We start from the raw sequence: 23,504 nt of genomic DNA, 5'->3' as shown, positions 1-23,504 counted from the left end.
GTTAAAAGAAGTCATCGGTAAACGCCAGGTCGATGGTGACCTTGTAGCGTTCCATCTCGGTATTCAGATCCTTATCCTTGAGCACCAGGAAGTAATCCTTCTTCCGATCGAAGTCCGTCCCAGACAGTGAGAGTCGCACTTGCTTGACCCGCTCCGCGACCGAATCGGTTGCGCAGTCAAAGGTCACCGTCTCTTCACTGGAGATCTTGCTATCACCGTCGTAGATGGCCACTGACAGCGTGACCGGCGTAACCAAATCGCTGACCACTTCGGTCTGCATCAGGTCGAACTTCTGGATGTTGTTCACCATTTTCAGGGTGGACTTGGTAGAAATAACGCCTACTTTTCGTTTGGTACGCTTCTCAGCCCTTTCGCCACGAAGCTGTTTGACGGTCAATACCGGCACGACAATCTCTTGCGGCATAACCCCACCGTGGACAAAACGTGAACCGCCCACGAAATGGAATCGGTTGGCACCCTTCGGCACCCAGAAATCAGTATCTGAAGCTGTTCCGGCTGTTGCCTTGGTTGAGCCCTTCCACGCTTCTTTGGTATCTGGCAGACCAAAGCCCACCACATAGCGCTTTTTGTTCTTCAGGGCATTGGTTGGTTTTTCAGCCAGAGACGAGCGATCGGCTGCCTCCAGCTTACTTTGCTGGAATAAGAAACCGTGATCTGCCGTGATGAGCACCGTCGATGTGTTGAAGTGCATCAGGATCTTGCGGCTCAACTCAGTCAACTCCTCGATGGCGTGTTCAACGGCCATGAAAGTTTCTGATTCCGTCGATGAGCTATCGCCTCGGGCATCCACTACATTGTGGTAGACATAGACCAGCTCCTGATCTTTGAGGGCTTCCCGGCCTTCATCCCTTGACCAGGCTTTAACGGTTTCTGCTGTCACGGCCAGACCGCCATGCGCTGCAAGGATCTTGGTTCTTGCCGCTGTGCCCTTACTGGATTGGCCATCCACAAACACGTCATCTGAAGCTGATTCGCGATACTCCAGCGTTTTATGAGGCAAGAGGGACGCCATCCCCAATGTCGTATAACTTGGGACAACGCCAAGCTGGGAAGACAGAGTAGCTTCAGAGTAACGCTTGTCGTTGATTCGATCGCGAAGCTCCACTGCTGCCTCATAGCGAAAGGCATCACTGATGATGACCACAACCCGGCGCTTGGTAGCCTTGGAAAACAACGGTTTCACCAGTCCCTGAAAGAAGTCCTGCTGATTAGGTATTCCAGGAAAGCGCCACTGAGAGAGACGTTGCTCAGCCTCAACGCGGTCACCCCAGTTCTTCGCCAAGTTGTCGATGTACCAGTAGGCGTAACAATTCTCCACTTCGTCATCGAGCTTCTTCAGGATCTCTACATGAGCACGCTGGGACGCTTCACAGTAATGACGGTAGGCCATATCGAAGCGGTATAGGTCTCGCTCGTAAGCCTTGTATAGCGCTTCACTCGACTCAAAGTGGAATCCGCTATCATGCTGAATACGCAAGCTGAAGAGGTCGATAGCAGCCTGCAATGCGGTATAAACGGTGCGGTACTTCCGGCGCGTCGTGTCGTCTTTATGCTTGGAAGCCCAGTAGCCGTCCAGGCGAGAAGCTATCATTGCACGGAAACGTTCCAACTCCCCCTTGGGAGCATGAGGAATGGCCACGGCCAGATCGACAATAATCTTCTGCTCCACGGCCTCAAAGGTGACAACATCGCTGAGTTGGTCAGTATCGAATATACCCATCTTGTCTTTGATGCGCAGCGCGATCGCCACCCACCCGGACACGGCATCGAACGCTTTGTAATAGCGTGAACTGTCTCGCCAACGTGAAAGTAATGCTCTGGCAGTTGCACGGGAGCTGGCCGAAGACATTACCAATTCTTGAGCCCAGCCAGGTACATCACCGACGCTCTCGCAGAAGCCGGTTACCAGCAACAGGATAAAGAAATGTCCCAGCTTGAATTGGGCTTCACCCTTCAACTCCTCTACCGTAGCCGGGTAACCAATTTCGGACTGAAGCGCAGCTACCAATGCCGGGATTAAGTCGTATTTTTCAAGTTCGTTGAGAGAAGCTGGATTGGCCTCCAGTCCAAGGTCATCCGCAACTGTTTCTTCAGCAAGCGCCAGGATCACATGCGGGAGATCACAGCTTTCAGCCTTAACGACAGAAACAATCATGGCCATGTCCAGGTCTGACTCATCAAAGTCCGGCTGAACATAGCGTTGCAGTGCTGTCAGCCTGGCTTTGCTGGCAAGGAATTTGTCTCGCTTGGCCAAGTGCTCTCTCAAGCTTTGCTGGTGCAGTCCAAGCTCATTGAAGATGATTGAGAAGCGATCAGCGTAGAAGCATCTGGAGTACAACTTGATGTCGAGCAACCAGTCTTTTTCTACATCAGGCTCGGCAAATGGGAAGTACAGGAGATACTTACCGGCCTTATCTTCCAACTCCAATTTGAGCTTGGTACCCAATGCTGATTCATTGGCCATGTTGAGGATCTGCACGTCCACGAGAGACAGGGACGGTAGCTCATCCACAAATGACTGCTCCGGGTCATACCAGAACACCAGGCGATGGTTCTCTTTGTAGAAGGCCTGCTCAAGGCCCTCTCGAAGCTGGTTCAGATTCATGATAGTTCTCCCGAAGGAGAAAAGTCGATGTCTGCAAGATGGAGTAACTGCCCTTTAAAATCATAATCTCCTAATACAATACTCCACCGCTGTTCCATAAAGCTCAGCAAATCCAATCCGCGCTTGAGGATTTGTGTCGGGGTCCAATCCGGGCATTGAGCTACTTCATTTTCTGACACAGAACCGTTGTAATAACCTACTCCATCGCCGTTATTGACCTTCTTGGGGAAGCTATCATTTTGAAGAGCAGAGTTCTTTGAACGTGATAGTGGAAGCAAATTCCCCAATGAATGGGTTAGATAACGCTGTTCCGACTCCTCCAAGTGGCCAAATCGGTTTTTCCAATAGGGGTCATCAGGAGTCTGTGGGAAAATATGTTCGAGAGTCACATGATCTTTTTTGTTCGATTTCAAAACGTCCCAAGATAATTTACTGGTAGCCTGCCTTCCCTTCTCCCTAAGCCACTGTTCATGTTCAAACAAAAAGTATCTGACTCCATCCCAGTGATAGAATCCATCTCTATCTAGCTCGTACTTTTCCTCGATGTGAGCTAAGAATTTCTCCGGGTCATAGTACTTATCTATCCATCTATTAATTGTCTCCAAAACGTCAACGATGGTCTTTTCCCCCGTCAATAGATCACGAGACATACTGAAAAACTCAGTATCGCCAGTGTTTGCTCTTCGCTGACTTAAATTGAATAGAGTAAAGTTGTACCTTTCCGCAGATGTTAATAATTCTGTTATTTTCTTAGGTTCTTGTTTGGAAACAAAAGCCGAGAGGATAAGTGGCTTAAACGATCTAAAACTGAGGCGATCCAACCGATCAAGCCAAACTTTCTGGGAATCAGTCAGTTCATTTGACTGGGCATAATACGGGTTATGCATGTAGAACCAGTAAACGATCGACTGCTGTAAACTACGAACATAATCAGATATTTCTTCGATTCTTAGTGCGTCATCTGGCGATTTTGGATGCGTGACATTTCTTGCACTGAATTTATCATCAAGAAGGAATTTTATGTAATCGTCACCTTTTTTTCGCGTGTACTTAAAATACATCGTCCAATGATTACGAAGGAAAAGATTATCGCTTAGTGGAACATCAGGATTCTTTCCTAGATATTCATACATGGTTTTCCATGCATCGTTTATGTTAATTCTAAGCTGTTCTCGCCCATCGTTATTTTTGAATAACGTAGATATATATATCAACCTGTTCTTCAGAAGCTCCAAGCTCGTTAGAGGTTTGCCACGATTATTCATCGTTTCAAAAGTGACAAAGACATCAATTTCTTCGTCAATTTCATACAAGTTGAACTTCAGCTTCTGGGTAAGCTTTTTATATATCTGGGCAATTTCATCTACCGACATATCCTTCAGACGGTCTTTAAAGTAATTTTTTGCAAAGCTGAGGTTTCTCGTATACAACGTCTCCAAAAACTGATTTGAGCCAGAGTGCTCGCCAAATATTTTGGTCTTCATATACTCATCACTTGGGTTATCTTTCTCGTACCCAAATATGAAGCTCTGCTGGAGCTTATTGTCAGCCTCAAAGAATATAAACTGCTTTCGGATAGAACTAATCGACTGATAGTTCAGCTCGGCATCTTTTGGGACAGATTCCAAGATGGCTTGCAGTAGGATCATCGATGTAGTTAGTCTCTGCTGCCCGTCAACCACATAGAACGGCCTGAATCCAACACCTTCTATTAACCAAAGATCCTTCTCCCATTTCTGATACAGGTTTGCCTTCACAGGCTCAAGAGTGATAACTCCTGTGTAATGAATTCGATCATTTTCGAGCTGAAGAATATCTTCCCAAAAGTCCTCAACCTGGTGCTCCTTCCAAGCGTAACCTCTCTGATAGTCAGGGATGCGTAGCAGGCGGCGCTCGAAAATATCGCTAAGGCTATTCAATTTCATGATAAAACCTCCGGAGACTCGCCTGTAATGGCTTTCACTTCTGCCAGCAAATCACCAAATTTGCCGTAGTTGGCTTTTACGCCATCATCGAGATCCAGGCTTATTCTCTGGTCAGCATAATGGCGCAACTTCTCATCGAACTCGCTCAGCTCAGCCTGCTGCTTGTGCAGTTGGGCAATTTCTTTTTCAAGGCGCTTCACCTCTGCTGCCGAACCGCTGGCCTCTTTGTCGTTTTCCAGCTTTTGAGCATAGGCCGCCATCTTCGCTGTCAGGGGAATGACGTACTCAGTGCGCATACGCGCCAGCGTACCTTCGTTATACCGGTGCAGATAAACCAGGCACTCGAAAGCCTTTTGCTTACCAGAGCTGAACAGCCAGTAGATAGGACGTTTTTTGTAAGTCTTCAGGTGGTCTTTATAAAACTGGGTGGATAGGTACCGACGAATCGTGTCCATCGACGATTCAGATTTCTTAGGTTTGATAGCGTGCAGGCAGAGAGAATCGGCTACGAAGTCGAGGTTTTCTTGAAGGTGGTCTTCTCCCCAAACGACTTTGACAAACTCTCGGAAGCGATTAGTCGCATCATCAGGGAACCATTCTTGGTCAGTTAGAGGGATGATTCCATCGTCGTCGGCTGGGAAGGTCTTATAGGTACCCTCGGAAACCAGCTCTGTGAATCCCGAGTTTCCTGAGCCAGCAAAGACCAAACCATCGCGATCCAAAGAATAACGACCAACCATGCAACCAATTGTATAGCTTAGAAACTCTGTTAGGATGTCAGATTGAAGCCTCTTACTAAGCTCACCACTATCTTTTTTAGAATCATATATAAATTCTGGATTGTATCGATGCGTTATGTGTTCTCGTAAAACGTCAGTATCCAAGAAGCCATTAAGCTCATAAATATCAACAAACGATTTATTATTAGCCGCCTCAAGGGCAACCGCTTCGTCTATTTCTCGTCCAACTTGCAAAATAAATTCAGAATAACCTTGCCCAAGTGTTTTGCCATTTAGTATCGGACTCCTGTCAAATGAATAACTAACTTCGGAATAATCCCAAGAAGTCCTTGCCAATTCCACAAGTCTTTTAACGATCGAATTGACTTCCTTATAGTCAACTTCATCAGATCCTTTAAATGGAAGAGACGCGATATTTCCAACTTGGAAATTAAGTGTTGGGTTTAGTTGCTTCACAATATAAGAAGCAACCACAGATGATAAGTATCCTAGCAGGGCATATCTTTCTGACTCATTGTGAATGAATGCTGATGGACTTCCGGAGTCGAACAAGACATTTCCTGGCAACATCCTTACACCGAAGTAGCTGCTTGATAACTTGGACCAAGTAACCCCTTCTTTAAAATAATTTTTAGAACCCTGAAGTCCTGATTTCTTACTGGCCTTTAGCTCCGCTCCATTATTTTCCCAGTTGACTACATGCTCAAGATTTCCATACCATCTACGATACTCCCCTCCTTTGTGGTGTGGAATCCATTTGATATCATCTCCGCCTCCAATGGTTGACATCCGACCAAAGTCAACCTCATGCCAAAAACGAATAAAGTACTCATTATCCCCGGTTTTAATCCCCTCACTTATATCTGCACGTCCAGCTAACTTATTCGTATTGGAGAACAAATCAAATAGAGGGTCGGGAAGTTTGAACATTATTGAGCTGTCTGGAACCTTGCTAAAATCAGAAGAGCATCTGTCATACCTATAACTTACAGAAACGTCCCTGGCCGCCTTGAGATACATTACAGGTTGAATTTCCGCCCCGTAAAAATCCGCCAAGTCTATATAGCAGCCTCGAACGCCAGTGTTTGACTTCCTTATTATGTATGCACAAATGGGGACGTATGCAGATTCAAAAAATGCATGATATTCAGGCTGAACAAGACCAACAATCTCTGAACAGGCTATCACGTGCTTCCGTAACTCAGAGAAGTTTTTAATAGTTAGCCATGTAAACGGAGTCATCATTGATGAGAATCCGTGTGTTTTAGCTAACTCAATGCAACGTTCAATGAACATTCCGAACAAATCGGCTTTAGATTTCACATATCTGATATTTGCCAATTCTTTCAAATCTGCGTTTAAATAGCCGCTTCCTATATAGGGAGGATTAGTGACTACAGAGTCATACTCTCGCGCCAATAACAATGCTTGATGTACGAAAGGTATTAGCTGAGAAGCCGCCACCTTTTGCATAGTGTCCCCAGATTGCTCCATTTCTGCGAGAGATAGGTGTAACTCTGTCAGCCCTTCGAGATCTTCATGCGGCACTTCAATCAAAGACCCAAAAGTCTTGGATTGTTTGAACCTTTCCAAAGTTCTCTGGAGAAGCTCGTAGCGATTATCTGATGTTAAAGAACCTAAATCCTGCTGTTCTTCGACAAACAATCCTTGTGAACTACCACTTTCCCACTCTCCAGTAAGGTTTAGTGATTGCCACAACGATCGGAGGTTAACGTTGGTGCTTTCCTGCAAGGACAGAACATTGAGCCTGATATTGCGAGAGAAGATTCTTCTATCATCCTCTCTCGCCAGCATCATCAAAGCGAACCCGGCCAATTGTCCAGCGCGGTCATCAATATCCAAGCCGTAAAGATTGTTTTCGAGAATAAGCTGAGGAATGTCGCGAGTTCGGTAGCCTCTCTCTTCATATATGGCTTTAAAAAGTTTGTAGGCTTCAACCAAAATATGCCCAGACCCACAACTTGGATCAATACATGACAATAATTCTGGTTTAATTTCCTTCTTTGAAATCTCAGCAAGCCTGTCCTGTACCTCAAGCGATTGCTCAGAAAGCTCAATGTAATACGGCATTTTCTCCTTGAGTGGAGAATCTGGATACGCCTGAAGCCACTGGCGACCAACAGAGTTTTGAACCAAGTACTGAACAATCCAATTGGGCGTGAAAAGCTGTGTCGCGGCTGGAATATCCTCGCTCTTAACGACCTTGCCGATAACTTGGTCTTTTTTCTCAGAGATATAGAACTGGTACAGCCAACCAATAATTTCAATATGATCCCAGTCTTCATCGGGAATACTGGCCACCAAATCTCGGATCAGTGAGTCTGTCTTTGTCAGGTTCTCTGGCAACAGCAGCTCGGATTCATCTGCTACCGCCTCAAACAGAAATGGCATTGCTTGGTGCAAGGCATGGCACTGGGCCAGTAACAATTCACGATAAAGCTCTTCGTCTTTGGTGCCATCAAGCTTCAGTTCTCTAACCTTGGCCTGGTCCAGACCGGGCAACTCGACATCCAGACACTCTTCCATTATTTGGGGCACACCGGCACTGCCGTCAGTCGCGCTCAATACCCGACGCCCATGGTCAAGGAACCCTTTGCGTTCCATGTAGCGAATTGCGCATAGACGGTTAAACCAGCTATAGGCTACATGCTCCATTACCTGGTCGAAGCCTTGCTGCTCGATGCGCTTTACCAAACGTTCACGTGGTTTGATAACCGAAGCCGGAAACGGTCTATCACCAATTAGAACCAGGTCGCCCTTCTGCTCCGCTGGCTCGATTTTCTTTTTGGTAATCCCATATTTAGCTGCCTGTTTACTCATGGCCTCAATGAAGGCTTTACGGGCTTTAGGTGCGTATTTTTTTACGTTGTTTGTGTTCATGTGATTACTTCCTTAGCGAATACGCACGCGCTTTTCATTGCGAACAATGCTCTTCAACTCAGCTTTGAGGGCTTCCACAAACTGGTCGATGGATTCTTCAGTTTCCAAGTACACACCTTCACAGGTCTTGTTGTAGACGCTGGACACATTCACCTCGACAACAGGTTTAGGCTTAGCAACGGGTGGCTCTGGCTTCGTTTCTGGGATAGGTGTGGACGCATCTGCACCGCCTGGGTCAGCTTGCTGAGCTTTCGCTGCCTGTTCTGCCTTGGCGCGGCGCTCAATCTCTGCCTGGACCGCTCGTTCAAGCTCATACAGGCCATCATCAAAGCGTTCAGTGGCTGTTTCGGTTTGCAGCATGTAGATACCAGCAATACTGGTTTCGGTTTCCAAATCTGCTTTCACCAGTTGCAGTGGACGAAGCAACCGGTTGCTCAGTTCAGGCGTTCCAATTCCACTCTTGGCGATCTCACCTTCAAGCTGTTTGATTTTGTCGTCCACTCGCTCAATGGCATGGGTTCGCTTTTCAGTTAGTAGACGTTCGTTGACGGTTTCTACTGTGCTTACCAGAGAAGCGACTTTGTGCAACATCCCGTAAGGCGCATCTGCTGATTCGATAGATTGCAGTTCCGACAAAGCCTTACTGGCATCCGCGTCTTTCTCCAACGCCTGACGGTTTTTATCAAAGTGACGAAGTGCCTGCTGAAGCTGCTGCCAGGTGTGGATCTGGTTACTGAAGAATTCGTGGATGTCCCGGTAATCCTCCTCCAGATCCAGGTAATCGTCCTTCTTATCGACGACCTGCTTGAAGAAATCGAAGCTATCATCGTTGCTAAGCAAGCGCTCCAGAGTCAGGATTGACTGCTCAATCACTGTCTTCCCTGGAAAACGGCCCACATCGGTTTTGCTTTTGTAGGATTTGAGATTGGCCAGCCACTTGCTGAAGTGCTGGGTGTAAAACTCAAACAACTCCTTCTCGGTGGCCGGTCCCATCGAAGAGAACAGGTCTTGAGTCAGGTTACGCGCCTGCTTCAGCACTGCTTCATCCGTTTGGCGTTTTTTGATAATTGAGACTTCGCGACGACGGCGTGTATTCTGGAGAGGCTCCAGCGCTTCCCTGACGGGCAGCGTTCCACCCCCAAGCTGGAACGAGATCCGGCCAGCCGCAGCCAAACGGCCAACAATCAACAAAATCTCAGCATCTGGCCAGCCATACGGTCGCTTCGCGAAACGCTCAACAATATCTGAAAGCAGGATACGCTCGGTCCCGGTCGCCCTAAGCCCGATGTATTGCTCAACATCGCGGGTTGCCTTTGGATTACCCTCTTCGCCTTCCAATGACAGGCCCATTTGTCCAATATCATCGACGGTCAGAACGGCATTAAGCTCGCGCCAGGGATCTTGCTGGTAGACCTTGATATAGCTCAGCTTGGTGTAGGTATTCTCCAACAGGTATCGGCAGGCCTCATCAAGCTTGGTAAGTGCATTGGATGAAGATAGAGAAAGATGCTGACCAAGAGCGTAGACCTCCGCTTTCAACAGCATGTCTTCCATCCGGGCACGCAGGCGTTTTTTACGCTCCTGGTTCTCCCGACCACGATCAGCCAAGATACGGGTAATGTCCGCCTGGGTTCCGTCGTCATTCAGACGAATAAACTTGTTGGTCTTCAGCCAGGTGCGGAGTTCACTGAAGAACTGCTTATCATCGCCCAGCTTAATAAGGATTTGACCTTCGCCCTCTGCGCTTTTATTGATGCAGCCAGCCTCAGAGTATTGGCTGTAATCCGTGTCCAGCGGTGACACCACTTCCACTTTCAGGTCAGCTTCATACTTACCGTCCAGGGTATGCCCATCCAGGTACCGGCCAATGCTGTAGTCCATCTTGTTGGGCTGATGGCGGTATTTATTGGTATCACGCAGCAAATCTTTGAAAATCAGGTTGCTCAGTTCTTTGTTTTCTTCCGAGCTGGCAACGTCAGTAGCCTTAATCTTCTGAGTAATGTCCCGCTCTTCGTTTGTCAGGAACAGGAACTCATCACCATTACGAGTGATCAGGCTTTCCTTCTCCAGACGCTGAAGGCTCTCCTCGATACGTTTGCGTAGCGCCAGCTTGTCATCGTCGATTTTCTCAATCGACAGAGTGACCAGGTTATCGAGAGTTCCTTTGATCAGATCTACATAGCGAATCATGAACAGTGTGCGGAGCATCTGAACATCGAAACTGTCCAGGGTGGCATTCTCACCGGCCTGATCGATGGTGCGTTTGACGGCTGTATCCAAAAAGCCTTCAACGGCACTATAGAAGCGGTGCATTGGCACGAGGGCTCCCACCTCTTCCTTGGCGATGGAGCTGGCGGCCATTTGGAAGGCGTCCAGCATAGACCGCTCACCGTAAGCCAGGTGCGCCCCGGTGGCCCCGACTTTACGGATCTCCTCAAAAACCTTCTGTACCAACTGGAAGTGGTAAGGCGCAAACGGATAGTTATTGACGAAGCTATCTGGACCATCAAAGTTCTTGAGCGTCGGCCCGGAACGATCGAAGGTAATTTGGTTTTTCAGGATGTCGCCCTTCTGGTCGAAGACGGACTTGAGCATGTCCGCTGCTTCCGGAGTCTTACGCAGCAAGCGCTTCTGGATAACCTCATCGGTGTTCGAGCTGGACAGCGACAACCGGGTCTTGAAGCGACCGGCAATCTTGGAGAAATCGTTGGCTTTGGAAGATGACAGTTCACCCAGTACCGCGTCCATATCGGCCTGAGAGGTTACTATGATCCAGGCACGCCCCTTACAGATGGTGCCCAGGTTTTCCGTGATGGTTTGCAAGGTCAGCATCAGGCGGGTATTACTGCCAATAAACTGACCGACTTCATCCACCAGGAACAGTATCCGGTGTTTCGGATCTTTACTGTCCAGGTACTCTTTGACCCAGTGACAGAAGTTTTCGACGGAGACGCTGAACGTCTCTTCGGATTCTTCAAACCATTTATGGGCAGCATCTGGTGACAGGTTCAATGCCTTGGAAATGGCCTTCTCTACATCATCCTGGTAGAACTGATACCCGTCACGTTCTTCAGTCCATGAAAGACCGCTGGATTCTTCAAATGCGGTTTTGAAGGTCTCATAGGCCCCTTTCTGGGCCAAATGACGTTCCATGTGCGCGATGTGCGGGTGATCCCCGCTAAAACCCTGGTGCTCATTGAACACTCGCAGGAAGACATTAAGGATAGGGTTGCCGTCATCGTTTGAGCTGGCCTTACTGTCAATATTGAACAGAATGACATCGGAATGACCGCTTACGGCTTTATCAATATCTGCACGAATAAAAGCATCGCGGATCTTGTGTTCATCAAAAAACTCTACTGCGCTGCGTTCGTGACCTTCTGAATCCCGCGCCACCTTGTTGGCCAGAATATAGGATAAGGTCTTCAGGAAGTGTGATTTACCAGAACCGAAGAAACCAGAAATCCACACCCCCACACGGTTAGCGATGGAGGGGTCATTGAGATCGGTACCGTAGGACTGAAAGAAATCCCGAAAATGCTTCTCCAGCTCATTGGTCACCACATATTCATCCAGTTCCTGGTAAACAGTGGCATCATCATCCTGGTCAGCCTTAACAACGCCGTTAATTGAGCGATCCAGTGGCTTAAAAAAGAGTTCTTTGATGTTCATAGTGTGTTGATTCCCCTGAAATTCTTATTAATTGGTCGCCATTGCTTACGGAACCAACCTGAAGGCTCTGTAGTAGTTATTGCTGGGTATTCTCCCGAACAGGCTCATTGCCTGGCCGTTGTATTGACCGGGATAAAACAGAACGACAGGCTTATGCCCCAACAGTGAATGAAGGCTGTTTAGCAGGTTGTGTGCTCGCAATAACGGCCAAACAGAACCCACTCCAGTAATGAAGATGATGTCCTGCTCGGTAGCGGAATGTTTTTCTGTCAGGTAAGGCGCGAATTTGTCCATGTGCAGCGGCCCTTTCAGGGCTTTCATCAAGGCCTCATCACCTTTGACCTTCTGCATCTCTATGGCTTTATCAACGAAGTTGCGATCGGCAAGATAACCGACCAGGCACTTGAGAAGATTGATGTTAACCACCTTCAAATGACTGTGCTTCTTGGCCAGCATGACTTCAAGGAATTCGATGTACTCTCGAACCCCAAGCTCTTGCTCAGGCTCGTAATCAAATATCCAGAAGCCAATTTCATTTCCCAGTCCCTGCCCACTCAAAAACTCTGGGGACAGAATCTTGTCTGGTATCTGATTCAGCCGGTCATGTAGTCGTTGATCCATAGTTGCTCCCAATGCACTTATCGCGTCCATGCCGACACTTCCATGCACTTTTTAATTCTGTGTTTGTAATGCTCTTCGAGCATGGTTTTGACTTCAGGCCTTACCACAACATGCTGTAGTTCAAGCTTTCGTGTGCTCTTCAGGTACCCAACCTCAGCGAGCATACGAAACACCACCTGCCCCATTTTCTTTTTGGTAGATTCCTTCCAGTCGCAAATGGCCAGATCTCTATGCGACCGGTCTTCGAGAAAATCCGCCCAAACAAACGCATCGAGATGCTCAGCTCTGGACATGTAGGCATCACGAAGTACCGTCTCCATAAACTCCACCAGCAAAAGATTCCGCTCCAGCGCACCGCAAAAGGCTACCTGTGTGGCCAGCTCGTCATCTCCATCTCTCAACGCTCGCCAGAACTCCGGCTCCAGACGCTCAAGTCGTTTGCGAATCGCCGTGGCATTTCGCTTTGCTGACGCTGGCGTGCGTTTTTGCAACACGTTCTCTACCCGAATTGCTTCATCCCACTGTTCAGGTGTTACGCCGTCCATTAGCAAACCAGCAACGATACGGCTTTCTCTCACCATGAGGGAGCCACCCGCCATGTCGCTGTCATAATGGAACTGCTTTATCAAACTCAACCTCCCCTAAGACTCTGAGCCAAACAAAAAGGGACTCAGTTTCTTTCGATCTGAATCCAGTAGGATGATAGGGAACTTAAACTCATCGGCTGCCTCATCAACGGTTATCGCCGCCTGGTAACGCTGCAAGGTATAGTGTGCCAGTGCTTTTCTAACCGAAATCTGTAACCGACCATCCGGCATACCAAAATCCTTCTCTACCAGCGCCTTCTGCCCATCGTTCAGCTTTGGGTTTGGCACAATGGTTAACAGGATCTGCTCATTCCACAATGAGTCCTGCATTGGATCGGGTGACGACTCTGTAGCAGGTTTTGGTGTCCGGTCTATCCTGGACAGAATGAAGTCACGGAACTCACCACGCTTGTGGCAATACGCTCGAACATGCCAACGGAAGCCCGTATAAACCAGGGTATGCGGAGATATAACCCGCTCACTCCATATCGGGTTTGTCATCGAGGCATAGAGAATTTTCACACTGGTTTGCGTCCGGCAAGCTCGCAATATTTCTCGCACTATTTCTGGCCGAACAGTGCGATCGGGCAATTGGACAGCAGCAAGATGGTCTTCAGATTCAAGGGTCACTGCGACAGATTCGCTGACCAGACCAGAAATCATATCCAGGTATTCGTTGATATGACCCTTCGTTAAGACCGGTTGGAAGTCTCCTTGCGGGACATACCCTTTAACTCCCGGATCGTGATAAAGGGAGCCAGGATTGTGAACACTTATATAACGCTTAATATCAGATGAAGCCTGTTGTCGGCTAATACCAAACCAGGACATGAGCCGATTGGTAACCAATCGTCCCTCCCAGTACGCCAGCAATTCAATTGCTCTCAGCCTTAGTAGAACTTCATGCTTTTCATCAGCCATGAGTAGCCTCATTAAACCATCACACAATCAGGCTACCCCAAAATTTATTTACTGTAAAGTTTTTATACTGTAAAACAACTTTGAGCATTCATGGTAATAGGTTGAGGATACCTGACCCATTAACCCGGATCTCAGCAACCAGATTGATTAAAGTGCCTTATTTGCTGGAAAAATGAGGCTTTTATGCGCGGAAATCAGTTAATAACCGGGGTTTTGACCATCTCAACAGTCGCTCTTATAGCATCCAACATCTATCTACACACGGAGCTGATTAACCTGAAGACCAGCACTGACCAGCCCCTCATGGAGCACCTCTCTCAACATGACGTGATCGCACTGGTCGATGACCGGCTATCCTCTCTGGAGAAGCGCAAGGCGCAAGAGCTCCTGTCCAACTTGGAAGAACAGTTTCAGTTAGCCCAGGCATCTACGCCGGACAACCGACTGATCTATGGTGAGCTCAACGCGAGAATTACGCTTCAAGAGTATGGAGACATCGAATGCCCTTACTGCCGAAAGATGCACGGGAGCATCAAACAAGTCATAGAACACTCGCAAGGCGTGATTAACTGGGAATTCAAACACTTTCCCCTCGGCAGTCATAACCCGGTCGCGGCCATTGAGAGCCAAGCCATTGAGTGCGTAAAGGAAGCCTATGACAACCGAACCGCGTGGATCGCCCTGGAAAGGTTCATGATGGACACAAAAGGAAATGGCAAAGGCCTGGGTGATATTCCGGAATACGTTCGATCATTCGGACTTAACGGAAGCCTCATCGGTAACTGTCTTGCCGCGGATGACCATAAGGGCAAGATCAATCAGGATTATGAAGATGGCCGCCGCGCCGGTATTACTGCGACACCGGCTATCCGCATCCTGGATAACCAGACAGGTCAGGACTACCTCCTGAAGGGGTACCGCACGCCAGAGCAGCTTCTTCAGGCAGTACAGCAGATACTGAGCCAATAGGAGAATTGTGCCACTGGAGTCAAAGGAGGTTGCACCACAATTTCAACGCATACTGGGTCAGTAGCAATTTAAACCTCAGAGCTACCGACCCATTGAGCCGATGGGATATTCAGAGGAATACCCGGAGGAGCGAGGTAAGCATCACCACACTCAAGCCTCCCAGAGTGGCGACAGAGTTCATCGTGTGACCACCCAGTTTCTGGAGGTGAAATCCGAAGGAAGTCTGCACTTAAATCATCATCCAACGGTACAAAAACCAGATCATAGTGCTCAAACCCTTTCAGAATGTCAGGTTCAGCAGGTGTGAGAATATCGGTTATAAACGTTATCATCTGGGCTTCCAGCAATACAAAATCAGAGCTTCACAGGAACAAACTCATCCCCACCCGCGAAAAGGCGAACAACCCTATCCCCATCCTGCCAAACAGCAACGAGCACGCCACCTTTATCCATAGACAAGCTTTTTGCCTTCTTTTCCGCCTCTTTCAGACAAGGTACAACCTCATCATCAGGTGCCGGATCAAGATATAGGCCGTAGCGAAAAGAAGATGATTGAACGTCCATCTCGAAGCCTCACCTGTTACTTCTTTTCGCTTTCTTTTGCTGCCTTGCCAAGCATAGCAAGCTGCTGCTTTACCAGATTGGCGTACTCTTCACGGACGACCTTATCCATGCCGACCTGATCCCCCTTAAAGACGATCTCCTTTGCCGCCATGATTAAAGCGCCATCGAGCACACCCTGGTAGCGAGTGTCATTTCTGGAGGTGTGAATCGCCGTTCTGAGTACATCCAGCCCATCTTTGAGCGTCTTGGTTGAGTTGGATAGCCAGAACCCAATTCGATATTGGCAAGGCGCAAAGCCCATGTCAGCGCAACGGTTGTATCGGGTCATGGTGTCCTTAGCAATCACCTTTGACTTTTCATCCATCACCCTTGCGGACGAGGAGCCTTCGGTGTAATCCACCGTCAAGCGCTTCGACAAATTACTTTCTGCCACATAGTAATCCGCTGGCCAGTACCCTTTGTCTGCGGCAGACTTCATTAATGCAAAAGCCGTCTCCTGCGCCTTGGGAATTTCTTCTTTGGTGAAAAGCAGAAGCAAGGCATTGTTGACCAGGACTTCAAGCTTTCTTTCACCGGATTTAAGACGCGCCACCCAATAGCCCGGCCCTTCATGGACTATATAGGGAATGCCAATCCGCTCGTTGGCGTGAGGTGATTCAGTTGATGTGTGATCCATCCCGATAGCCAACAACAGCGTCTTGAGGACGGTATCGTCAGTGTCCAAGTTATGCCCGAATATTTCCTGAACCTTGTCAAAGGTTACTTCAGGGAAAGGCTTTTCTGCGGGACTGTTCGACTCTGACGCTGCAATAGAGCTGAATAATGAAAGACTGAGCGCGGCCAAGATACCTAACAACCTCATTGCTTTTCTCCATCTTCAATTTCGTCAATCAACCAATGTTTCTGATCGGAAGAGAACCGCAAGTTAATGGTTCTCGAAAAAGACCCTCTCCAGCTCTCGCAGTGATTGTTAACGACATACTCAAGCTTTGCCTTTCTCGATGGCGATCCATAGGCTTTAGCTTTCACGAGGTCAATGTCTTCACACCGGGATTCCATGTGCTCAAGATCCATTAGCCGCTGGCTTTCGTGAACCAGCTCTTTACCCGTTTTCTCAGCAATGCTTACCGTCAGTTTATCGAGCTGCTCGATCTTGTCTTCGGTCCAGTAACTTTCAAGGTGCCTCCTGGACATCCCTCGATCCATATGGGCGTAATACTTGGCCACAAACTCAATAGCAGTTTCTTTCGTAGCATTCCTCAATGCAGGATCATGACGCTCTGGCGGTCCAGCAAGGCATAGGGAGGAAATCGCCAAACCCCCAAACAGGGCAGCATACTTTGTCTTTTTCATTATCGGTCTCCAAAGTACCCCTTTCGCTCGATTTTCAGCTTGCGCCAAATAGGAAGGAGCTTTTCAATTAATTGGTCGCGATTCTTGATCGCACGGATCTTTATAATTGGCTGGTCGTCGTCGTTAGTTTCAATAACCAGCGTTGACAACCCCACAAGACCAAGAAGCCCGGCTGGAGGGCTGTTAATATCTTTGATGTCGCTGATCTCGCAGAACAACTCCTGCCGGAAGATACTTGTGATCCCCTTCGCTTCCTTGATCTTGTTTCGCGTGATAACAGTGTGCTCATAATGCACAGAGAGATAGGCGTAGAGAATGCTGGTAATCGACAACCCCATAAGGCCATAGCAAACCCAATAAACAGCCTCATTGATGAGAGTACTGTACCCATCGTTCAAACCTGCACCCCAGAGGAACAGTGATACGGCAGAACCGATGAAAAACACGCCCCACCAGAGAAAAGTGCCCAGGTTCACCCACTGAGAAGGCCTTCCTTCCCAGATAACAGTTTCATCGTCGTAGGAAACCGATTTTTGATTCTCGGTATCCACCTCCTCCATCAATTGTGCCGTTTCATCATTCATCTCTGTTTCCTATGCTGCTTTCACCAAACTGTCCTTCACTAGGTTTACTGCCATGCCCAAGTCGTTCACACAGACAGCACCAATGCTTTCCAAGCAATCAAGGTCTTGCCGCATTGCTATATGCAGGTCAAAAACGATTCCACTAATGTCTGCTTCTGGTTCCGAAGCCACAACAACCAGCGTTTTAATTTCGCAGGAAGCACTCATCACTTGGTTCAAAATTTCTGTAGGACTTTCTGCTTCATCCAAATGATCAAGAATCAGCGTGTGCGTAATATCTCTAAGGCAGAGTTCTCTTCTACCCCGACACTCCAACAAGGTGAAGGTATCCAGGTGCTCAAGAACGTGATAAAGCCAACGATCATTTGCTAAGACATGACTTTCGCTGATCCTGATAATTTTCACGGATTCTGCCCTCACCTCTTCGCGGCCTCATACGCACCGATCAACAACATGAAGCACATCGCCATACCAAATGCAGAGATAGCTCTGCTAATAGCCCGGTATACATCCTCTTTACTTTCGTAACGCCCGATGGACGACAACCCAATCTCAACGGCACCAAAGATGACGCTGAGTTTTGCGGACATAAAAAGCAGCAAAGGAAAAGTGATGGAAACAGGCTCACCAGAGGTGAGAATGACCATCATCAGTATTGATGCAGTGGCAACAACAATGTATGGGTAGGATTTTGGAGATCGGAACCAATTCATCATCAGAACTCGACCAATCCACCAGCAACCGGATCATATTGTTGCCAAACCTTTGCTGGAACCTGGTACTCCGCCCTTTGGTCCGCGAGCCCTAGATAAATTGCTATACAACGAATGACATTCACACCATGCTGGACAGCCTCAGCAACAAAGGCGTAATAAGCTTCTGTGATCGATGTCGCCACCACCTGAAACCGATACTTTTTCATGTCAAAGGAGTACACGTCCGCACTGAATTCCCTTTCAGATTTCCTTGCACTAAAGTCAACATGAACGATATTGCTCACATGAAATCCCCTGTCTAACGAATGTAATAGGCCGCGAGCAGTACCAATGCGCCAATAGTGATCATCACATTGATCTGGCGGTCCTGAAGAATCAGGTAATCTCGCTGCTGCTTATCCAGCTTGCCTTGGCGATAGAGACGGTTAACTGCGAATCTGACAAAGGGTGTACTGATAAACATCCAAGCCTCCACTTTTTATTGGAAGCTATGGTATGAATTCTGTAGAGGAAAAGGAGGTTTAAAGGGTCATGCGAGAATGACCCTTTATAATTTAGGAAGGTTGAAGTTCGGGCTCGATGTCTTGCGCGAGGATTTGTTCAACCAGGTATATTTGATAAACAAGATTCGCCAATTGCTTGAGATTCCGAGCACTGCCAATCCACTGATTCAGATCACCCTTCTTCTGGTGAGCCATCACCACCAAACTACTACGGGATCGAATAGCCGGATTGATCTTGCCATATTCCAGGTAATCCCTGAACTGAACCTCCTGCGCTATCGAGAGCAGCTCTCTTTTGGCTTTATCAAGCACGGTCTTGTCCTGTCGGTAAAGGACACCGAGAGGAGTTACCCTAGCCAGCGCCCGAGCAGCGCTATACATGATGAACTGACCACCAGCGATGTAATGAATCAACGCGCCAGTCAGGAAAACTGAAGCAACATCCTCAGCCCACCCAAGGGCGTCCAACCGCAACGCTGCCAGGTAGAAGGCGTAACCCACCCCCAGCCAGATGGTAATGGTACCCAATAATGCGATCTTCCGATGATGAGACAAAGAGAGTCCCTCAAAGGTCGCCGCAGACAGATCCACACTCAAAAACTTGTAGTCCATGCTCGTCTCCTGATTCGATTGAATCCACTATCTCACGGCTCCTGAAACTAGCAACTGCCAAAAATTCCATTTGGAGAGTCTTGGACGGACTCGGGTTGTTGCGTATTGTATTAGATGTATGTACGATACATACATACATTTAATACATGGCAGGCAAGATACCCATGAAGATCAAACCGGAAATCAAAGAAAGGATCGTTGAGGCCGCCAACGCATTGGTTGCCGAGGGCAACGAGAACCCAACCAATGAGCAGGTGCGCGAGCGCATGGGGAGTGGATCGTTATCCCACATTTCTCCCACCATGCGAGAATGGAGAGAGTCACAAAAGGCACGAGTTGTAGCGGCCCTTGAAATTCCATCTGAGCTGAAAAAAGCCATCGAGACCTCTCTCAGCCAGGTTTGGACAGCAGCGAGCAAACTGGCTTCTGCTACCGTTGAAAAAATACAGCAAGAAGCCCAAGCCAATATAGACGCCGCAGCCCATGAGAGAGATGAAGCTCTGAATGAGATTTCTCGCCTGGAGACACGTATTGCAGATCTTCTAACACTGGAGCACGAACAAGGTGAAAAGATCCAGAAATTGAAGTCTGACCTGGACGCTGCCCAAGGAGAGAATGCGCGGTTTCAGACTGAATTGGCAGCCCTGTCTGCACGGGTTGACGAGCGAAACGAGCAAATCAAAGGCCTCAAAGAAGAATTGAAAGAAGCACGAGACGATAACAAGTCACTTCAGGCTGAATTGGTTAATATTGCAAAAGAGTCGAAAAAATAATTCAACGTTATTGTGCCATTCAGCATACAAGGAGGAATAATGTTTGAGGATCTTATAAAAGAAATGAATCGAATGAATGGGCACTCAGTATCTGTTGAGATTGAGTCAGACGACAAAGGATATATAGACAAACAATGCCCCAATGAAGGTTGTGAGTTTATATTTAAAGTCAACAAAGATGATTGGGCAAATATCTTTAAAGATGAAGCAGTGTGGTGCCCACTTTGCCGACATGAAGCAACCTCTGATAAGTGGTTTACAATAGCTCAGGTTGAACACGCAAAGTCAGAAGCATTAGCCGTAATAAAAGGTAAGATTCATAACTCGCTTCGAACTGGCGCTCAAAAGTTTAATCGTCGCCAACCAAAGAACAGCTTCATTTCAATGTCAATGAAGGTAACAGGCGGAACTAAACGAACATATACAATTCCAGCAAAAGCTGCTGAATTAATGCAACTGGAAATCCAGTGCGAAGAATGCGAATCACGATTTGCAGTCATCGGTAGTGCTTACTTCTGTCCCGCATGCGGTCATAACTCTGTAACCAGAACATTCCATGATTCCTTACGGAAAATTCGAGCTAAAAAGGATAGCCTTGATGTCGTTAGAAGTGCTTTGATCGAATCCGTCGGCAAGGATGAAGCGGAGCTAACTTGCAGATCGTTAATCGAAACATGCATTGGTGATGGTGTAGTTGCTTTTCAAAAATACTGTGAAGGAATGTATCAGCGATTCGGAACGCCCCCCTTCAATGCATTTCAGCGTTTAGATCAAACCAGTGAACTTTGGAAAAAGGCTTTTCAAGAAGGGTTAGATTCGTGGCTGTCTGAAGATGAGCTCAGATTACTTGGAGTGCTTTACCAGAAGCGCCATCTATTGGCACATAATGAAGGAATAATCGATAAAAAGTATACGCAAAAATCTGGAGACCAATCTTACAAGGAGGGTCAACGATTAATCATCTCACCTAAAGATGTTGAATACATGGTGTCTTGTTTAGAAAAGTTGGCTCACGGCATTGAGACTGGTTGCGGCAGAATACAAAATTAATAGTTCATCTGAACTAAATAAAAGAAAAGGCCTCAGAAGAGGCCCTTAACTGTTATTCATCAAATCCCTTTATGCCGGACTGGCTCGCTTTTACTTCAATGTCTTTCCAGGAGTGACGCTCTTGCACATAGGCGCGAACGGCTATCCCAGTAAACAGTAGTAATAACGTAACAGCTAACAGCATTAGAAGATTCATGACTGTGATCCACATAACTTAAACCCTCTTAGTTAAATAATCCCAGTGAAGCCTTTTGTCAAGACTTCTTACCGGTCCTACTCATCCGGAGGGCAAGTAGGTCGCAGATCAGCTCTTTCAGAGCGGTTGAACTTGCCTCAAGAGCATCGAGAGCCAAATAGCCAATCACACAGTACATAGCCAGCGAGACAGACAGGTAGTCTATCCAGGACATAGCTTGTGCCGCTAACAGTGATTTGGCGACATGGCCAACGAAGATACCCAGCAAACCGAGAAGACCAAGCTTCAACGATTTAAACAGGGCAATTCTCCTGGTGCAGTCCATCTTGGCAATCAACAGGTCCGTTGTGCGGAGCCTGCTGATTTCCCTGAACATTCTACGATTATCCATACTACACCTTCCTTTCGTTTAATGACCTCAACGTCCGGACGGATGTAGCCCCTGAAGGGCATACACCCTCCAGGGTCGAATTCATCGTTTGTTGGTGAATTACTTCACCAGTGGTTTACTGCTCTTTAGAACCCAGCTCGACTAAATGAACCATATCCAACTGATTCATATCGCTATCGAGTGAGCAATCAATTGCTGAAGCAACAATGCCATTTTTGGCATACTCCAGCGCTTGCTTGATTGTGGAAAGTGGCAAGCCCCCGATATCCTAGACACCTGACAGCTTCATAAAGTACTGCTCTTCGAACTTGGCTGGTGACACACCACCATTGTTGCCATGGCGCCTCACCGGGTTATAGAAGAACTCGATGTAATTGAAGATATCCGCTCGGGCTTCGTTGCGTGTCGGATACACTTTCCGCTTGATTCGCTCGGTCTTCAGTTGTGCAAAGAAGCTTTCGGCTACAGCGTTATCATGACAGTTGCCTCGACGACTCATGCTGGCTTCCAGATTGTGATCCTTCAGGAACTTGCGCCAGTCAGAGCAGGTGTACTGGATGCCCTGATCCGAGTGAACCAGCACCCGGCCCTTGGGTTTACGTCGCCACATCGCCATCAGCAGTGCATCCAGAACCAGATCGGCTCTGGCGTTGGCCTTCATGCTCCAGCCAATGACCTGTCGCGAGAAGAGATCCAGGACAATCGTCAGATACAACCAGCCCTCGTGGGTTCGGATATACGTAAAGTCGGTCACCCAGACCTTATTGGGCCCATCAACCTCAAAGGCGCGATCCAGCGTGTTCGGCGCAACGTCCGCAGACTTGCCACCCTGAAAGCCAGGGTGTCGCCGATAACCCCGCAGGGAGCGGATTCCGGCGACCTTCATCAGGCGGTGCACCCGGTTTCTGCTGCACCGATGCCCCAGCTCATGAAGGTCGAGGGTAATATTCCTGTAGCCATAGGCAAATCCACTTTCTATCCAGCATTGCTTGATCTGTCCGGTTAGCGTTGCATTTTCCTGTGCTCGTGGCCCTGGTGACCCATTGAGCCACTGGTAAAAACCACTTCGATGGACACCCAGGGTTCGGCACATGGTCGTCAGTGAAAAGCGATGGAGCCACTCCTTCATGAACGCGTACTTTTCTTTGACTCCCCGGCAAAGTACGCGGCGGCCTCCTTTAGTATGTCGCGCTCCTCGGTGACGCGGCGCAGCTCGGCCTTGAGTTTACGGATCTCTGCCTGTTGATCCGACAGGGCCTGATGCTGCTCGCTGTGGCTACCGTACTTCTTGATCCAGTCGTGCAGGCTCTTAACGGTAACACCCAGCCGGTCAGCCACTTCGGATACTTTATATCCTCGATCCGTGACCTGACGAACCGCTTCAATCTTGAAATCTTCCGGATAACGTTTACCACTCATTATCGACACCTCCTCGATGCGTTATTGTAACGCTATCGGATGTCTAGAATATCGGGGGCTTGCCAAAGAAATGAGTCAGCTTCACTGTCGATCTGCTCAACGATGTCGCTCCATTCCCATGTTTCAAACGGCTGCCACGCAACCCAACCTTCAGGCTCTTTGTTGTCTGAAACACATTCAGACAGATACTGATAGCGTTCAAACCAGGTGCCTTCAAAGCCGTTGTCACAACTAATGAATTGGGCTGTCGCATGGCCATAAGCCATTTGTTCAAGTTTGCTAACCGGTATTTCGACCGACTGCATGGTTGATAAATCATTCTGCATATTGATCTCCTTATGTTGAGGAAACCCGCAGAAACACTACTCCCCTTACGGGGAG

The 23,504-nt window shown here is 47.9% G+C and carries 25 protein-coding genes; 3 read left to right on the top strand and 22 right to left on the bottom strand.

Annotation, left to right across the window (positions count from 1 at the left end; translation table 11 throughout):
* Position 1: 1 nt before the first annotated feature.
* Genes pglZ through QQL66_RS09985 form a run of 7 tightly spaced genes read right to left on the bottom strand, consistent with a single transcriptional unit; the run spans position 2 to position 13,993 of the window.
* Positions 2-2,626 carry a BREX-1 system phosphatase PglZ type A gene (pglZ, locus tag QQL66_RS10015; RefSeq protein WP_284381117.1) on the bottom strand — a complete coding sequence of 875 codons (2,625 nt, stop codon included), beginning with the start codon at positions 2,624-2,626 and terminating at the stop codon, positions 2-4.
* Positions 2,623-4,551: a DUF262 domain-containing protein gene (locus QQL66_RS10010; RefSeq protein ID WP_284381116.1), complete on the bottom strand. Its 1,929-nt coding sequence runs from the start codon at positions 4,549-4,551 to the stop codon at positions 2,623-2,625. The genes pglZ and QQL66_RS10010 overlap by 4 nt, the downstream gene beginning before the upstream one ends.
* Complete coding sequence (gene pglX, locus QQL66_RS10005; protein WP_284381115.1) at positions 4,548-8,192, bottom strand: BREX-1 system adenine-specific DNA-methyltransferase PglX; 3,645 nt, start codon at positions 8,190-8,192, stop codon at positions 4,548-4,550. The genes QQL66_RS10010 and pglX overlap by 4 nt, the downstream gene beginning before the upstream one ends.
* Before the next feature lie 12 nt (positions 8,193-8,204).
* A complete protein-coding gene (brxC, locus tag QQL66_RS10000; RefSeq protein WP_284381114.1) occupies positions 8,205-11,864 on the bottom strand; it encodes a BREX system P-loop protein BrxC in 3,660 nt (1,219 codons plus the stop codon).
* A 45-nt stretch (positions 11,865-11,909) separates the two neighbouring features.
* On the bottom strand, positions 11,910-12,485 hold the full coding sequence (locus tag QQL66_RS09995; protein ID WP_284381113.1) for a DUF1788 domain-containing protein: 576 nt from the start codon (positions 12,483-12,485) through the stop codon (positions 11,910-11,912).
* Between the two features lie 17 nt (positions 12,486-12,502).
* The gene (locus QQL66_RS09990) at positions 12,503-13,114 is read right to left on the bottom strand and encodes a DUF1819 family protein (protein ID WP_284381112.1); all 612 of its coding nucleotides are present in this window, start codon (positions 13,112-13,114) and stop codon (positions 12,503-12,505) included.
* 12 nt (positions 13,115-13,126) lie between these two features.
* Entirely contained in the window at positions 13,127-13,993 is an 867-nt protein-coding gene (locus QQL66_RS09985; protein WP_284381110.1) for a helix-turn-helix transcriptional regulator, read from the bottom strand.
* Positions 13,994-14,176: 183 nt separating this feature from the next.
* On the opposite strand from QQL66_RS09985, the gene QQL66_RS09980 reads away from it, so the two are divergent.
* Complete coding sequence (locus QQL66_RS09980) at positions 14,177-14,962, top strand: DsbA family protein (RefSeq protein WP_284381109.1); 786 nt, start codon at positions 14,177-14,179, stop codon at positions 14,960-14,962.
* Positions 14,963-15,030: 68 nt separating this feature from the next.
* Here the strand turns inward: QQL66_RS09980 and QQL66_RS09975 are convergent, their stop codons facing one another.
* The 10 genes from QQL66_RS09975 to QQL66_RS09930 all read right to left on the bottom strand — a co-directional run bounded on the left by QQL66_RS09975 (position 15,031) and on the right by QQL66_RS09930 (position 19,294).
* Complete coding sequence (locus QQL66_RS09975; RefSeq protein ID WP_284381108.1) at positions 15,031-15,294, bottom strand: hypothetical protein; 264 nt, start codon at positions 15,292-15,294, stop codon at positions 15,031-15,033.
* A gap of 22 nt (positions 15,295-15,316) precedes the next feature.
* A complete protein-coding gene (locus QQL66_RS09970; protein WP_004748880.1) occupies positions 15,317-15,526 on the bottom strand; it encodes a hypothetical protein in 210 nt (69 codons plus the stop codon).
* A gap of 16 nt (positions 15,527-15,542) precedes the next feature.
* A complete protein-coding gene (locus QQL66_RS09965; RefSeq protein WP_284381107.1) occupies positions 15,543-16,388 on the bottom strand; it encodes a hypothetical protein in 846 nt (281 codons plus the stop codon).
* A complete protein-coding gene (locus QQL66_RS09960) occupies positions 16,385-16,879 on the bottom strand; it encodes a hypothetical protein (protein WP_284381105.1) in 495 nt (164 codons plus the stop codon). Before QQL66_RS09960 ends, QQL66_RS09965 begins: the two co-directional genes overlap by 4 nt.
* Positions 16,879-17,463 carry a YdbT family protein gene (locus tag QQL66_RS09955; RefSeq protein ID WP_284381104.1) on the bottom strand — a complete coding sequence of 195 codons (585 nt, stop codon included), beginning with the start codon at positions 17,461-17,463 and terminating at the stop codon, positions 16,879-16,881. The genes QQL66_RS09960 and QQL66_RS09955 overlap by 1 nt, the downstream gene beginning before the upstream one ends.
* Positions 17,464-17,472: 9 nt before the next feature.
* Entirely contained in the window at positions 17,473-17,868 is a 396-nt protein-coding gene (locus tag QQL66_RS09950) for a hypothetical protein (RefSeq protein ID WP_284381103.1), read from the bottom strand.
* A gap of 11 nt (positions 17,869-17,879) precedes the next feature.
* Complete coding sequence (locus QQL66_RS09945) at positions 17,880-18,179, bottom strand: hypothetical protein (RefSeq protein WP_004748875.1); 300 nt, start codon at positions 18,177-18,179, stop codon at positions 17,880-17,882.
* Entirely contained in the window at positions 18,179-18,463 is a 285-nt protein-coding gene (locus tag QQL66_RS09940; protein ID WP_284381101.1) for a hypothetical protein, read from the bottom strand. The genes QQL66_RS09945 and QQL66_RS09940 overlap by 1 nt, the downstream gene beginning before the upstream one ends.
* A gap of 14 nt (positions 18,464-18,477) precedes the next feature.
* The gene (locus QQL66_RS09935; RefSeq protein WP_004748873.1) at positions 18,478-18,642 is read right to left on the bottom strand and encodes a hypothetical protein; all 165 of its coding nucleotides are present in this window, start codon (positions 18,640-18,642) and stop codon (positions 18,478-18,480) included.
* A 91-nt stretch (positions 18,643-18,733) separates the two neighbouring features.
* Positions 18,734-19,294, bottom strand: a complete 561-nt coding sequence (locus QQL66_RS09930) for a hypothetical protein (protein WP_284381098.1) — start codon at positions 19,292-19,294, stop codon at positions 18,734-18,736.
* A gap of 164 nt (positions 19,295-19,458) precedes the next feature.
* Between QQL66_RS09930 and QQL66_RS09925 the strand changes: the two genes are divergently transcribed.
* Together QQL66_RS09925 and QQL66_RS09920 are read left to right on the top strand one after the other, a co-directional pair.
* Complete coding sequence (locus QQL66_RS09925; protein WP_284381097.1) at positions 19,459-20,067, top strand: DNA-binding protein; 609 nt, start codon at positions 19,459-19,461, stop codon at positions 20,065-20,067.
* A 39-nt stretch (positions 20,068-20,106) separates the two neighbouring features.
* Positions 20,107-21,117 (top strand): hypothetical protein, encoded by a 1,011-nt coding sequence (locus tag QQL66_RS09920; protein ID WP_284381095.1) that lies wholly within the window; start codon positions 20,107-20,109, stop codon positions 21,115-21,117.
* Between the two features lie 52 nt (positions 21,118-21,169).
* Here QQL66_RS09920 and QQL66_RS09915 read toward each other — a convergent pair whose 3' ends face one another.
* The 5 genes from QQL66_RS09915 to QQL66_RS09895 all read right to left on the bottom strand — a co-directional run bounded on the left by QQL66_RS09915 (position 21,170) and on the right by QQL66_RS09895 (position 23,449).
* Positions 21,170-21,328, bottom strand: coding sequence for a hypothetical protein (locus tag QQL66_RS09915; protein ID WP_004748868.1), 159 nt, complete (start codon positions 21,326-21,328; stop codon positions 21,170-21,172).
* A gap of 43 nt (positions 21,329-21,371) precedes the next feature.
* A complete protein-coding gene (locus tag QQL66_RS09910) occupies positions 21,372-21,704 on the bottom strand; it encodes a hypothetical protein (protein WP_284381094.1) in 333 nt (110 codons plus the stop codon).
* Positions 21,705-21,819: 115 nt separating this feature from the next.
* Positions 21,820-21,960, bottom strand: coding sequence for a hypothetical protein (locus QQL66_RS09905; protein WP_284381093.1), 141 nt, complete (start codon positions 21,958-21,960; stop codon positions 21,820-21,822).
* 12 nt (positions 21,961-21,972) lie between these two features.
* Positions 21,973-23,123 (bottom strand): IS3 family transposase gene (locus tag QQL66_RS09900; RefSeq protein ID WP_431356908.1). Its coding sequence is split into 2 segments (ribosomal slippage): positions 21,973-22,886 and positions 22,886-23,123, totalling 1,152 coding nucleotides; the frame shifts between segments, so codons are not numbered across the junction.
* Between the two features lie 32 nt (positions 23,124-23,155).
* The gene (locus QQL66_RS09895; RefSeq protein WP_284381089.1) at positions 23,156-23,449 is read right to left on the bottom strand and encodes a hypothetical protein; all 294 of its coding nucleotides are present in this window, start codon (positions 23,447-23,449) and stop codon (positions 23,156-23,158) included.
* Positions 23,450-23,504 lie beyond the last annotated feature (55 nt).

The organism is Litoribrevibacter albus, assembly GCF_030159995.1.
Taxonomy (GTDB): domain Bacteria; phylum Pseudomonadota; class Gammaproteobacteria; order Pseudomonadales; family Litoribrevibacteraceae; genus Litoribrevibacter; species Litoribrevibacter albus.
The sequence above is the reverse complement of the archived record's forward strand: the minus strand, read 5'-3'. Positions and strand labels throughout refer to the sequence as shown.